The sequence below is a fragment of the Mesorhizobium sp. WSM4842 genome (assembly GCF_055901575.1).
In genome coordinates, this window is the sequence record NZ_CM148372.1 from 707855 (window position 1) to 719945 (window position 12091).

At 62.6% G+C, this 12091-nt stretch carries 13 protein-coding genes; 10 read left to right on the top strand and 3 right to left on the bottom strand.

The genetic code is table 11. The features are described 5' to 3' along the window. Positions 1 to 28: 28 nt before the first annotated feature. Entirely contained in the window at positions 29 to 859 is an 831-nt protein-coding gene (locus AC0NIE_RS03295) for a transglutaminase-like domain-containing protein (protein WP_473488418.1), read from the bottom strand. Between AC0NIE_RS03295 and AC0NIE_RS03300 the strand changes: the two genes are divergently transcribed. From AC0NIE_RS03300 to sugE, 3 genes are all read left to right on the top strand, one after another. After that, positions 789 to 1079, top strand: coding sequence for a hypothetical protein (locus AC0NIE_RS03300; RefSeq protein WP_473488461.1), 291 nt, complete (start codon positions 789 to 791; stop codon positions 1077 to 1079). The genes AC0NIE_RS03295 and AC0NIE_RS03300 overlap by 71 nt on opposite strands. Continuing rightward, positions 1072 to 1197 carry a hypothetical protein gene (locus AC0NIE_RS03305; RefSeq protein WP_023801558.1) on the top strand — a complete coding sequence of 42 codons (126 nt, stop codon included), beginning with the start codon at positions 1072 to 1074 and terminating at the stop codon, positions 1195 to 1197. The genes AC0NIE_RS03300 and AC0NIE_RS03305 overlap by 8 nt, the downstream gene beginning before the upstream one ends. Positions 1198 to 1412: 215 nt before the next feature. Beyond that, a complete protein-coding gene (gene sugE / locus AC0NIE_RS03310; protein ID WP_473488417.1) occupies positions 1413 to 1727 on the top strand; it encodes a quaternary ammonium compound efflux SMR transporter SugE in 315 nt (104 codons plus the stop codon). An 87-nt stretch (positions 1728 to 1814) separates the two neighbouring features. On the opposite strand, the gene AC0NIE_RS03315 is transcribed toward sugE, so the two are convergent. Continuing rightward, a complete protein-coding gene (locus tag AC0NIE_RS03315; RefSeq protein WP_023801556.1) occupies positions 1815 to 2243 on the bottom strand; it encodes a DUF6481 family protein in 429 nt (142 codons plus the stop codon). Positions 2244 to 2475: 232 nt separating this feature from the next. Here AC0NIE_RS03315 and AC0NIE_RS03320 point away from each other — a divergent pair, with 232 nt between their 5' ends. The 4 genes from AC0NIE_RS03320 (at position 2476) to AC0NIE_RS03335 (ending at position 6830) form a co-directional block, all read left to right on the top strand. Beyond that, a complete protein-coding gene (locus tag AC0NIE_RS03320; protein ID WP_473488459.1) occupies positions 2476 to 3537 on the top strand; it encodes an LLM class flavin-dependent oxidoreductase in 1062 nt (353 codons plus the stop codon). A gap of 222 nt (positions 3538 to 3759) precedes the next feature. Further along, the gene (locus AC0NIE_RS03325) at positions 3760 to 4956 is read left to right on the top strand and encodes an AI-2E family transporter (RefSeq protein WP_473488416.1); all 1197 of its coding nucleotides are present in this window, start codon (positions 3760 to 3762) and stop codon (positions 4954 to 4956) included. Between the two features lie 38 nt (positions 4957 to 4994). Next, entirely contained in the window at positions 4995 to 5822 is an 828-nt protein-coding gene (locus AC0NIE_RS03330) for an arylamine N-acetyltransferase family protein (RefSeq protein WP_473488415.1), read from the top strand. Between the two features lie 6 nt (positions 5823 to 5828). Then, on the top strand, positions 5829 to 6830 hold the full coding sequence (locus tag AC0NIE_RS03335; protein ID WP_473488414.1) for an LLM class flavin-dependent oxidoreductase: 1002 nt from the start codon (positions 5829 to 5831) through the stop codon (positions 6828 to 6830). A gap of 90 nt (positions 6831 to 6920) precedes the next feature. Here AC0NIE_RS03335 and AC0NIE_RS03340 read toward each other — a convergent pair whose 3' ends face one another. Then, complete coding sequence (locus AC0NIE_RS03340; RefSeq protein WP_473488413.1) at positions 6921 to 7940, bottom strand: LacI family DNA-binding transcriptional regulator; 1020 nt, start codon at positions 7938 to 7940, stop codon at positions 6921 to 6923. 219 nt (positions 7941 to 8159) lie between these two features. On the opposite strand from AC0NIE_RS03340, the gene AC0NIE_RS03345 reads away from it, so the two are divergent. Genes AC0NIE_RS03345 through AC0NIE_RS03355 form a run of 3 tightly spaced genes read left to right on the top strand, consistent with a single transcriptional unit; the run spans position 8160 to position 12036 of the window. Beyond that, positions 8160 to 9746, top strand: a complete 1587-nt coding sequence (locus tag AC0NIE_RS03345) for a sugar ABC transporter ATP-binding protein (protein WP_473488412.1) — start codon at positions 8160 to 8162, stop codon at positions 9744 to 9746. Next, positions 9743 to 11071: an ABC transporter permease gene (locus AC0NIE_RS03350; RefSeq protein ID WP_473488411.1), complete on the top strand. Its 1329-nt coding sequence runs from the start codon at positions 9743 to 9745 to the stop codon at positions 11069 to 11071. Before AC0NIE_RS03345 ends, AC0NIE_RS03350 begins: the two co-directional genes overlap by 4 nt. Next, positions 11068 to 12036 (top strand): substrate-binding domain-containing protein, encoded by a 969-nt coding sequence (locus tag AC0NIE_RS03355; protein WP_473488410.1) that lies wholly within the window; start codon positions 11068 to 11070, stop codon positions 12034 to 12036. The genes AC0NIE_RS03350 and AC0NIE_RS03355 overlap by 4 nt, the downstream gene beginning before the upstream one ends. The last annotated feature ends 55 nt before the right edge of the window (positions 12037 to 12091 follow it).

Consider the following 12091-nt stretch of genomic DNA (forward strand, 5'->3'; position numbering starts at 1 on the left):
ATTCACAACGCGCGAAGCATCCGGCGGTTCAAGACTGCTGCGCCGACGCCTGTTCGATGACCTCTTCCGTCCAGACCTTGAAGCCGGCCAGCGTGCCCGGCCCGAAAATATGGGTCAGCGGCACATCGGCTGCGTCGCGGCCGGAGGCGATCAGGATACGGCCGATGCGCGGCGCATTGTTGCGCGGATCGAAGGCATGCCAGCGGCCGCCGAGATAGACCTCCATCCAGGCGGCGAAATCCATGTCCGACCACGGTTTCGGCAGGCCGATGTCGCTGATGTAGCCGGTGCAGTAGCGCGTCGGGATGTTCAAGGCGCGACAGAAGGCGACGGCGAGATGGGCGAAGTCGCGACAGACGCCGCTTTGCTCACGATAGGCCTCTGCCGCGGTGCGCGTCGGCCGCGCATTGCCGTAATTGAAGATAATGTGGTTGTGGACGAAATCGCAGACCGCCTGCACGCGTGGAATGCCGAGCGGTGTGTGGCCGAACAGCCGCCACGCCTCGCTCGCCAGCACGTCGCTCTCGCAATAGCGGCTGGGCAGCAGGAACAGCAATGTCTCCGACGGCAGGTCGCGCACCTCGTGCTGCCACGCCACCAGATCGCCGATCTCGAAGGTTCCGGGATCGCGGATCACCGCGTCTGTGCCGAAGGTAAAGCGCCCGGGCGGGGCAACAAGACGGTTGCACCAATTGCCGAAACTGTCGCGGTAGCTCTCGATCGGTACCGGCGGGTTCGAGGTCAGGAAATCCGGCCGATCGAGATCGGACGCGCGGGAATAGTGGACGTTGAGCATCGCGATCAACGGCGTTTCCTGCGGAAAATCGAAGCTCATCTCGCAGCCGATATGGATTCGCATTGTCGTCCTGACCGGCCTGCCGGATCATCACCCGGCGAAGGCACGGGCTGTGCTGCAGTGCAAAAAAGGATCATCGCACGGACCAGCGCGGTTTACGAGCGAATTAGAAACGGTTGACGGCCGCCGGCTGACGCAGGCGCGCCAGATTATGCCTCTTGCGGTCGGACGTTTCTCTTGGTTCATTTCGCTTGCCACAATCGGAGGAACGAATCATGGCTAAAGGTGCGATGAAGGCGGGCAAAGAAGCCCGCAAGCCGAAGAAGGACGCAAAGAAACCCGCCGCTGCCCCGACCCTGAAAGCGCCGCCCGTCAAGGCGACCAAACTCAAGGACAAGTAAGCCTCGGCGTTTCGGCGCAAGGTCATGACCGACGGCATTTCAGGACCAATCGACATCCAGCGATTGGTCCTGAAATGCCGTCGGCGCTGCTGTTGATTGGGCACCCGAAATTTCCATATCAATGCAGCGAAGGCGACTTCGCGATCAATGCAGCGAAAACGACTTCGCGCTTTCCGAAAAGACCGGGACGACCCGCAATCCAATGGAGCGTTCCGATGTCGTGGATTGTTCTCTTGTTCGCTGGCCTGTTCGAGATCGGCTGGGCGATCGGCCTCAAATACACTGATGGCTTTTCGAAGCCGCTGCCGACTGTCCTGACGGTTGTCTCGATGGTCGTCAGTCTTGCCTTGCTCGGACTGGCACTGAAGATGCTGCCGGTCGGCACGGCCTATGCTGTGTGGACCGGCATCGGCACCGTCGGCACGGCGCTGCTTGGCATCTGGCTGCTCGGCGAGCCTGCGACCGCGATCAGGCTGGCCTGCATCGCACTCATCGTCTGCGGCATCATGGGATTGAAACTCGCGGCCTAGTTTTGCAGCAAGGCCGCAGCACAAACGCCTTCAGGGCCGCTGCAAGGCGGCCCTGAATTTGATTGGTGAAATCGGGCTGTAGGAGCGCTAGCGAGCGGAAAAGCCCGGAGGCGTCCTGCCGGTGCGCTGCTTGCGCGCCGCATAGCGCGCGTCGCGCTTCGCCTTGCGCTCGGCCTCGTCGGCAAGCAAACGAGCGATGCGCTCGTTCTCTTCGGCTTCCCGGATCTTCGCTTCCGCCTGCGCCGCTTCTTCCGCAGCAATACGCGCTGCTTCGGCAGCAGCTTCGCGCTCGGCCTTTTCGGCAGCTTCGCGCGCCAGCTTTTCCTGCTTCAGCCTGGCCTTTTCGGCCTCGCGTATCGCACGGGCTTCGAGGATTGCCTTGCGTTCGGCCTGTCGTGCCAGCACCGCTGGATCGTCCGCTGCCGGCTTTGCCTTGAAGCGCTCGAGAAGCGCCTTCTTTGCCTCGTTTGCGGCATTGCGCCGCTCGAAAACGTCTTTTTCCCTATAGATAGCCAAGTCCACTTCCCTGGAGTCAATTTGCGAGGCTTACATACGCGTGAAAACCCAGAGTTCAAGCGCCAAAACGGTATGCCAGCCATGAAATTCTGAGCTGTTGCAGCCGGGAGACGCCTTTTCGGCTGAATTCGGCTGAAACGGACATGCACTGTTCACCATCCGGCCCTCTGGCGGCGCGGCGGACTGGTCGCTACCTGTAGCGCGAAAAACAAAAACGCCAGGATGACAGATGATGGAACTCGGTCTCTACACCTTCGCCGACGTCAGTCCGGAACCGGGCCCAGGTGCCATCGGTGCGCATGAGCGGCTGCGCAACCTGATCGAGGAGATCGAGCTGGCGGACCAGGTCGGCCTCGACGTGTTTGGGCTGGGCGAGCATCACCGTCCCGATTATGCGGCTTCAGCGCCCGTCGTGGCCCTGGCCGCAGCGGCCGAACGCACCAGGCGTATAAAGCTGACCAGCGCGGTCACCGTGCTTTCCTCCGACGATCCGGTTCGCGTCTTCCAGCAGTTCGCGACGCTCGACCTTCTGTCAAGCGGCCGGGCCGAGATCATGGCTGGACGTGGCTCGTTCATCGAATCCTTTCCGCTGTTCGGCTACAATCTCGAAGACTATGACGAGCTCTTTGCCGAAAAGCTCGACCTGCTGCTTGCCATCCGCGACAGCGTCAAGGTGACCTGGTCGGGCAGGCTGCGCGCTCCGATCAACGATCGCGGCGTCTACCCCCGCCCGTTCCAGGACAGATTGCCGATCTGGATCGCGATTGGCGGCACGCCGCAATCCACCGCGCGGGCCGGCGCACTCGGCCTGCCGCTGGCGCTGGCTATCATCGGCGGCGAGCCGGCGCGGTTCGCGCCGCTGTTCGACATCTACAGGGAGGCGGCCAAACGGGCCGGCAACGATCCGGCTGATCTCGCCACCAGCCTCAATGTCCACGGCTTCATCGCCGAGACCACCGACCAGGCGGCTGATGATTTTTATGGGCCGCAGGCCGAGGTGATGAACCGCATCGGCCGCGAGCGCGGCTGGGGTCCGACGTCGAGAGCACATTTCGACCAGTCGCGCGGCCCGAGCGGCGCGCTGTTCGTCGGCAATCCAGAACAGGTGGCCGAAAAGATCGTTGCCCAGCACAAGATATTCGGCAACGACCGCTTCCTGCTGCAAATGGCAATCGGCACCATAGCGCACGCCACGGTCATGAAGGCGATCGAACTCTACGGCACCAAGGTGGCGCCGATCGTGCGCAAGGAAACGGCGAAGGCCATTCCCGCCGTGGCTGCGCCAGCCGCCTGATTCGCCGGCAAGATCGTAGGGCTAAGGTCATCGTCAGCGCCGGCTAACGCATCGGCCCGCAATCGGAATCGATTTTCGGAAAGCACGAGGCGTAGATTCAAAAGTGTTAGAGCGTACTTTGTGCGTCCAAGCGGACGCACGTCGCTCTAACGGAACCTTGAAGCCGCAAAGACGTTTCCGCCAACAGCGTACACCAATCGCAGTGTGCCGCCGAGGGCCAGAATGAAAGCCGAACCCGCCGCTTCGGGCGCCGCAGAGAGCCCCGATCCGCGCGTCGAGGCGCGTGCGGACATGCATCTGATGCGTTCGCTGCTCGTTGGCATCTTCATCCTTATGGCGATCTACGCGCTCTCCTTCGCCCGTGCCTTCTTCATGCCGGTCATCCTGGCCTTCCTGCTGGCGCTGACGTTGACGCCGATCGTCCGCTTCCTGCGCAAACACGGCATGCCCGATGTGATATCGGCGACACTGCTGGTGGTGCTGTCGGTCAGCATCCTTGCCGTGGCCGGCTATCTGCTCAGCGGCCCGGTCATCGACCTCATCAATAACACCTCGGTGATTGGCCAGCAGCTGACCGAACGTCTCGCGCAACTGCGGCGGCCTTTCGAAAGGATCATGGAGATTTCGCGGCAGATAGAGGGACTGACGCAGACCTCCCAAGGGCCGGGCGTCCAGAGGGTAGCCATGGCGCAATCCGGCCTTCTCCCACAAGCCGCCAGCAATTTGCTGTCGGCGGGCACCAGCCTCATCATCGTCTTCGTCCTGTCGCTGTTCCTGCTCGCCTCCGGCACGATGTTCTATGAGAAGATCGTCGAATCCTTCCCCAGTCTCAGCGAAAAGAAGCGGGCACTGCGCGTCGTCTATGATGTCGAACGTGAAATCTCGCACTACCTGCTTACCGTCGCCGTCATCAATACATGCCTGGGCGTGGTCATCGGACTCGGCCTCTGGGCCCTCGGCGTGCCCAACCCGCAGGTCTGGGGCGCAGCAGCGGCTCTGCTTAATTTCCTGCCCTATATCGGGGCGCTGATTACGATCACGCTTGTCACGATCATCGCGCTGATCAGCTTCGACAGCATCTCCTACGCGCTGCTGGCGCCGGCCTTCGTGCTGTTGTGCGATACCGTCGAAGGCCAATTCGTGACGCCGACGGTGGTCGGCCGGCGCCTAGAGATCAACGCCGTGGCGATCCTCATTGCAATTGCCTTCTGGTCCTGGCTGTGGGGTTTCGTCGGCGCGCTGATGGCGGTGCCGCTGCTGGTCGTCATCAAGGTGTTCTGCGATCATTTCGACGGCCTCGGCCACGTCGGCAATTTCCTGGCGGCGCAGCATACGGCGGTGGTTGAAGAAGAACTCATCGAGGAGATGGACAGTGCTGCAGCGCAAACCGGCGCGCGGCGTTTGCGGCGCCCGGATTGAATGCCTATATCGAGCCGGTCAAAGCCGGGCTCCCTTCCATGACCGACATCTCCTTCGACATCGACGCCTATTTCGCCCGCATCGGATACACCGGCTTGAGGGACACTTCGCTGGAAACGCTGAAGTCGCTCCATCTCTTACACCCGCAGGCAATCTCGTTCGAAAATCTCGATCCGTTTCTAGGCCATCCGGTTCGTCTCGATCTCGCCTCGCTGCAGGAAAAGATCGTCGCTCGGGGTCGCGGCGGCTATTGCTTCGAGCACAATCTCATTTTCATGCATGTGCTGAAGGCGCTTGGCTTCGTCGTCAGCGGCCTTGCCGCACGCGTTCTTTGGGGCCAGCCCGATGATGCCATAACCGCACGGAGCCATATGTTGCTGCGCGTCGAACTCGACGGCCGAACCTACATTGCCGATGTCGGCTTCGGCGGACTGACGCTGACAGCGCCGCTCCTGCTTCGACCGGGTCTCGAGCAAAAGACCCCACATGAGACATTCCGCATGGTTGCGACAGGCGATCATTTTCGGCTGCAGGCCAATGTCGGCGGCGATTGGCGGACAATTTACCGCTTCGACATGCAGCAGAACTATGAGGTCGACTATTCGGTCAGCAACCATTTCCTATCGACCCACCCAACCTCGCACTTCCTTTCCTCCGTAATCGCGGCACGAGCCTTGCCGGGCCGCCGTTATGCGCTCCGCAACAACCGGCTGTCGACGCATCATCTCGGCGGCCGTACCGAGCAGATCGAGATAGCGACAGCCGCCGAACTCGCCGACGTGCTGGAAGGCCCGCTCGAAATCGCCATTCCCGACCGTGCAGCCTTCGAGGCCATGGCGCGACAGAAGAAAATCCTGGAGGCCTAAGACGCCATGACCGCTCTTTCCGTTCTCGACCTGTCGCCGATCGTCGAAGGCAGCAACGCTTCGCAATCACTCGCCAATTCGCTCGATCTTGCCCGCCATGCCGAGCGGCTGGGCTACAGGCGCTACTGGCTGGCCGAGCATCACAACATGCCGGGCATCGCCAGCGCCGCCACCTCCGTCGTCATTGCCCATGTCGCCGGCGGTACCAGGACGATACGCGTCGGCGCCGGCGGAATCATGCTGCCCAACCATTCGCCGCTGGTCATCGCCGAGCAGTTCGGCACGCTGGCGGCGTTGCATCCCGGCCGCATCGACCTCGGCCTCGGCCGGGCGCCGGGCACTGACATGGGCACGGCGCGCGCGCTGCGCCGCAACCTCGAGGCCGGCGCCGACAGTTTTCCGCAGGATGTCGTCGAGCTGATGGGCTATTTCCAGCCGGCCGAAGACGGTCAGCGTATCCGAGCCGTGCCCGGCGAGGGCGAGCAGGTGCCGATCTGGATTCTGGGCTCGAGCCTCTATGGCGCGCAGCTCGCAGCCATGCTCGGCCTGCCCTACGCCTTCGCCTCGCATTTCGCACCGGCCGAACTCGACCACGCACTGGAGATCTATCGCTCGCGCTTCCAGCCGTCGAAACAGCTCGACAAGCCCTACGTCATGCTCGGTCTCAACGTGTTCGCGGCGCCCTCCGACGCCGAGGCGCGGCTGTTGTTCACTTCGCTGCAGCAGGCCTTCGTCAATCTGCGCACCGGCCGGCCCGGCCGACTGCCGCCGCCGGTCGAAGGGTACGAGCGCGACCTCGACCCGATGACCAAAACCATGCTTGGCCAGGCGCTGTCCTGCGCCGTCGTCGGCGCCCCGGAAACGGTCGGGCAAGGCATCGAGGCGTTCGTGCAGCGCACCGGCGCCGACGAGCTGATGGTTACCGCGCAGATTTTCGACCACGCCGCGCGGGTGCGGTCGTTCGAGATCCTGGCCGACATCCACAAATCGCTGTCGGAAGCGGCATGATTGGTCTTTCTTATTTGATGCATGTTGTTATCCCAAAACCGCTGCGCACCCTCGGTTCAAGCCCGAGGGCATGCTTTTGGGCGACATGCATCAGGCGCTGACGCTTTGTGCGATCGCCCCCAGTGGCCGGCATGAATTGCGGATCATCAGGCGTCCCTTGAGCGCCAACTTGCGCGGCGGCGCGTCCCTGTTTCCGGCGAGCCGGTCGAGCAGCAGATTGGCCGCCTGCTCGCCGATCGCCTTGACCGGTTGTGCGACCGTGGTCAGTTGCGGCTGGAACACGTCCGACCATGGAAAATCGTCGAAGCAGGCGACCGAAATATCCTCGGGGCAGGACAGCCCGATATCGCGGATCGCCTTCATGGTGCCGATCACCATCGGGTTGTTGGCCGAGAAGATCGCGCTCGGGCGGTCGTGCAGCGAAAGCAGCTGCATCGTCGCGTTGTAGCCGTCGACTTCATGGAAATTGCCGAAACGGACGAGCTCATTCTCAACCGGCAGACCGGCGGCCTGGAGTGCCTCGCGATACCCTGTCATGCGTTCATGCATGGGCGAGATGTCGAACGAGCCGGAGATGTAGCCGATCCGCCGGTGGCCGAGATCGATCAGATAGCTGATGGCATCGAACACCGCGCGCTGGTTGTCGAGAACGACGGTGTCGGTATCGACGCCTTCGCAAACGCGGTCGAGCAGCACCACCGGCACGTTGGCGTCGTCGACAATTCTCTTCAGGATCGCGCCGTCGCCAACGCGCGCAACGATCAGCCCGTCGACCATCCGGTCGAGCAGCAGCCTGATCTGGTCATCCTGCGTGTTCAGATCCTCGTCCGTGCAGCACAGCATAACCGCATAGCCGGCGCGGTCGAATGCCTGCTGGATAACCGAAACGACATCGGTGAAGAACGGATTGGTGATGTGGGGAACGGTAAGCCCGATGGTGCGGGTCGTACCCATCTTCAGGCTGCGGGCAATCGCGTTGCGCTTGTAGCCGATGTCTCGGATCGCCTGTTCGATGCGCTGGCTGAGCTCGGGACTGACGGTCGCGGTGCCGTTGATCAGCGCCGAGACGGTGGCGACCGAAACACGCGCCACTTCAGCCACGTGCAGCATGGTCGGGGCCGTGGACTTTCGCTGCTTTTTTCGCCTTGACGCCATCATTTTCGAAACGTTTCACCGCCCTCTGGCTGCAATATCTACGGAATCTCGCAGATTTGCGCAAGAATTGAAATGCATCAATCCCGTCTCATCAGATACCGGCTTGACATGATCGAAACGTTTAGATTAGCGTTTGGGACATTCGACGACGACGGAAGGGAGGCCGTTCTTGTCATGGAGCCTGGCAATTCCAGCACGTCCGGAGATGTTGCGGCTGACGCCGACCCGGCCATCGTTCTGAACGCCGAGCACATCTCCAAGACCTTCGGCGGCATCGCCGCACTTGTCGATGTCGGCTTCGACCTGCGGCGCGGCGAGGTCCATGCGCTGATGGGGGAAAACGGCGCCGGCAAGTCGACGCTGATGAAAATCCTCTCCGGCATCTATACGGATTACGACGGAACGGTGAACGTCGATGCCCATCCGGTCCGTTTCGCCGGGGTCCGCGACGCCGAGCATGCCGGCATCGCCATTATCCACCAGGAGCTCAATCTCGTCCCCGAGCTCAGCGTTGCGGATAATATCTTCCTGGGGCGCGAGAAGCTGATCGCCGGACTTATCGTCGACCACAAGGCAAGCAGCCATGCCGCCGGCGCCCTGCTGCATAGGCTCGGTATCGAGCTCAATCCGGAAGCGCGGGTCGGCAGCTTGCGCGTCGGCGAGCAGCAGCTGGTCGAGATCGCCAAGGCACTGTCGATGTCGGCGCGCATCCTGATCATGGACGAGCCGACTTCGGCGCTTTCGCCGGCCGAATGCCAAAGGCTGTTCCGGATCATCCGCCAGCTCGCCGAAAGCGGCGTAGCGATCGTCTACATCTCGCACCGCATCGACGAGGTCATGCAGCTGGCCAGCCGGGTCACCGTGTTTCGCGATGGACGCCATGTGCTGACCGAGGCGATGGCAAAGCTCGACGAAAACACCATCATTTCGGCGATGGTCGGGCGAAACCTGCTTGCCTCTTCCCAGGAAGAGCGTGGCCCCGGCGGCAAGGTCGTCCTCTCCGTAAGCGGCCTGTCGCTGTCGAAACCAGACCGCCACGGCTGGCGCACCGCGCTCGACGGCGTCGCCTTCGATCTTGCCGCCGGGGAAATACTGGGGATAGGCGGGCTGCTGGGCTCGGGACGCACCGAAATCCTGGAGACCATCTTCGGCTCCAGCGGCGGACGTGCCGACGGCGAAATCCGGCTCGATGGCGAGCCGGTGGAAATCCGATCACCGCGCGACGCCCGCCGGCTCGGCATCGCTCTGGTGACCGAGGACCGCAAGACGCAAGGCCTGCATCTTCAGGCCTCGATTACCGACAATGTCGCGCTGCCGCTGGTCGGCGCGCTGGCGCGGTTCGGCCTTCGCTCGCGGGCCGCCGAGCAAGGCCTGGCGCGGCAAGCGGTCAAGGCGCTCGGCATTCGCTGCGGGACCATCGAGCAGCCGGCCGGCACACTGTCCGGCGGCAACCAGCAGAAGGTCGTCATCGGCAAATGGCTGGCAGCGCGGCCGCGGGTGCTGTTGCTGGACGAGCCGACACGCGGCATCGATGTCGGCGCCAAGCGGGAGATCTACGATCTCATCTTCAAGCTGGCGCGAGACGGCCTCGCCATCGCCGTCATAAGCTCGGAATTGCCGGAGCTGCTGCATCTTTCCGACCGTATCCTGGTCATGGCCGATGGTCGCCAGACGGGGATCCTCTCGCGCAAGCAAGCAAGCGAGGAGGCCATCATGCGGCTCGCGGCGCCGCGCCGGACCATGACGAGGCCTGCCGCATGAGCATCTTGAACATCCTGTCCCGGACAAAGCTCTATTGGGGCCTGATCGCCATCTTCCTGATCGGCGTGCTGGGCTCGCCGATCAGCTCCAAGGGCAACAACATCTTCCTGTCCTACGGCAATCTGCTCGATGTGCTGCGCCAGGTGTCGACCACCGGCCTGATCGCCACCGGCATGACGGCGGTGATTATCACCGGCGGCATCGACCTTTCCGTCGGCTCGCTGATGGCGATCTGCACCGTGGTCTGCGCCATGCTGCTGACGGTTCCGGGCGTCACGCCGGCGGTGGTGCTGGGGGTGCCGACAGTTGCCGTAGTCGCCCTTTGCCTCGGCATTCTGGTCACCCGCTTCATCTTCCTGAACATCGAAAAATCCCGTGCCGGCCCGCAGGCCACCCACGCCATCAGGCTGGATAGCGTTCGTGGGCTGGTCACGCCCGGCATTGTCGGGGTGATCCTCTGCAGTCTCGTGCTGTGGTACCTGCTGCCGCAGGTAGGCTCAAAATTCGGCGTGGTCGGCGTGTTGCTGGTGGCGCCTTGCGTCGGCCTGCTGTTCGGCGCACTCAACGGCGTCATCATCGTTGCCGGGCGGCTGCAGCCTTTCATCGTCACGCTGGCGATGATGGTGACGGCGCTCGGCATCGCCCGGCTGACCGCCGGCCAGAACAATGCGGTGCTGCCGGTCTACACCGGGTCGAACGCCACCGCCGATTTCGAAATGCTGCGCTCGCTGGTCTTCGGCGTGATTCCGATGCCGGGCCTGTTCTTTCTCGGAGCGATCCTGATCTACGGCGCGGCGCTGCGCTTCACCCCGTTCGGCCGCTACGTCTATGCAATCGGCGGCAACGAAGAGGCGGCACGGCTGTCCGGCATCGCCGCCGGCCGCGTCAAGATCGCCACCTACGCCATGTCCGGGCTGCTGGCCGGCGTGGCGGCGGTGCTCTATGTCGCGCAATACAGGCAAGGCAAGCCGGATGCCGGCGCCGGGCTGGAACTCGATGCCATCGCCGCCGTGGTCATCGGCGGCACCAGCCTGATGGGCGGACGCGGCAGCCTCATCGGCACATTCTGCGGCGTGCTGATCTTCGGCCTGCTCTCGAATATCCTGCAATTGCACAACATCAATTCGAACCTTCAGCTCGTACTGAAGGGGATGATCATCATCGGCACCGTGCTCGTCCAGGAGCGCAATGCCGTTGATCTTCTCTTCTATCTACGCCTGGTATTTGCGCCTCTCTGGGGCGGGCAGGCGCACAAGGAAACGACCGCAGCAAAGCGGCCGTCAAAAGAGACCCCGTCTCTAAATCTTGGAGGAAACAAGAAATGAAACGACGTGAATTGTTGAAGCTCGCCGTTGTCACCGCGGCACTGCTGACCACGACCGCGCTTTTGACCAGCGGCAACGCCTACGCGCAGGACAAGAAGTGGAAGATCGGCTTCTCGCAGGTGACGACCATCGAGCCCTGGCGCGCCCAGTTCAACAAGGACATCCTGGCGGAGGCCGCCAAGCATCCGGAAGTCGAGCTGATCGTCACCGACGGCGAGGACAAGACGGAAAAGCAGGTCGCCGATGTCGAAAACCTGATCCGCCAAGAAGTCGACGCGCTGCTGGTGTCACCGAAGGAATCCGCTGGGTTGACCGGCGTCGTGCAGCAGGCGATCGACGCCAAGATCCCGGTCTTCGTGCTCGACCGCAACGTCGAGACCAAGGACTACACGCAGTTCGTCGGCGGCGACAACAAGCTGATCGGCCGGGCTGCCGGTGAATACGCCGTCGAATTGCTCGGCGGCAAGGGCAAGGCCGCCGGCAATGTCGTCGAGATCTGGGGCGGAATGGGTACTCAGCCGGCACATGACCGCCATGACGGCTTCCATGAATTCACTGACAAGGCGCCGGGCATAAAATATTTGCTCGACCAGCAGTCGGGCGACTGGAAACAGGACCAGGCCTACAACATCATGGCCACGGCACTGCGCAACAACGAGAAGATCGACCTCGTCTATGGTCACAACGATCCGATGGCCTACGGCGCCTATCTTGCCGCCAAGGATGTCGGCCGCGAGAAGGACATCAAGTTCATCGGCATCGACGGCCTGCCCAATGAAGGCGTGCAGCTTGTTGCCAATGGTGAGCTGACGGCGACGTTCACCTATGTGACACCGGGTGCCGAAGGGCTGCGGCAGGCGATCAAGTTTCTGAACGGCGAGAAGGTCGAAAAGACCATCACGCTGCCGACGCAGAAGATCACCAAGGAAAATGCCGCCCAGATCCTGAAGGAGCATGGTCTCTGAGACGAAGTCGTCGATGACGGCGCCCCTCTCCCCGTTTTACGGGGAGAGGATGCCG

Coding starts and splice junctions, on each gene's coding strand:
- AC0NIE_RS03335 (WP_473488414.1), top strand. CDS start 5,829: ATGACCGCTCTTTCCGTTCTCGACCTGTCGCCGATCGTCGAAGGCAGC.
- AC0NIE_RS03350 (WP_473488411.1), top strand. CDS start 9,743: ATGAGCATCTTGAACATCCTGTCCCGGACAAAGCTCTATTGGGGCCTG.
- AC0NIE_RS03305 (WP_023801558.1), top strand. CDS start 1,072: ATGGCTAAAGGTGCGATGAAGGCGGGCAAAGAAGCCCGCAAGCCGAAG.
- AC0NIE_RS03325 (WP_473488416.1), top strand. CDS start 3,760: ATGAAAGCCGAACCCGCCGCTTCGGGCGCCGCAGAGAGCCCCGATCCG.
- AC0NIE_RS03320 (WP_473488459.1), top strand. CDS start 2,476: ATGGAACTCGGTCTCTACACCTTCGCCGACGTCAGTCCGGAACCGGGC.
- AC0NIE_RS03330 (WP_473488415.1), top strand. CDS start 4,995: ATGACCGACATCTCCTTCGACATCGACGCCTATTTCGCCCGCATCGGA.
- AC0NIE_RS03355 (WP_473488410.1), top strand. CDS start 11,068: ATGAAACGACGTGAATTGTTGAAGCTCGCCGTTGTCACCGCGGCACTG.
- AC0NIE_RS03340 (WP_473488413.1), bottom strand. CDS start 7,940: ATGCTGCACGTGGCTGAAGTGGCGCGTGTTTCGGTCGCCACCGTCTCG.
- AC0NIE_RS03295 (WP_473488418.1), bottom strand. CDS start 859: ATGCGAATCCATATCGGCTGCGAGATGAGCTTCGATTTTCCGCAGGAA.
- sugE (WP_473488417.1), top strand. CDS start 1,413: ATGTCGTGGATTGTTCTCTTGTTCGCTGGCCTGTTCGAGATCGGCTGG.
- AC0NIE_RS03345 (WP_473488412.1), top strand. CDS start 8,160: ATGGAGCCTGGCAATTCCAGCACGTCCGGAGATGTTGCGGCTGACGCC.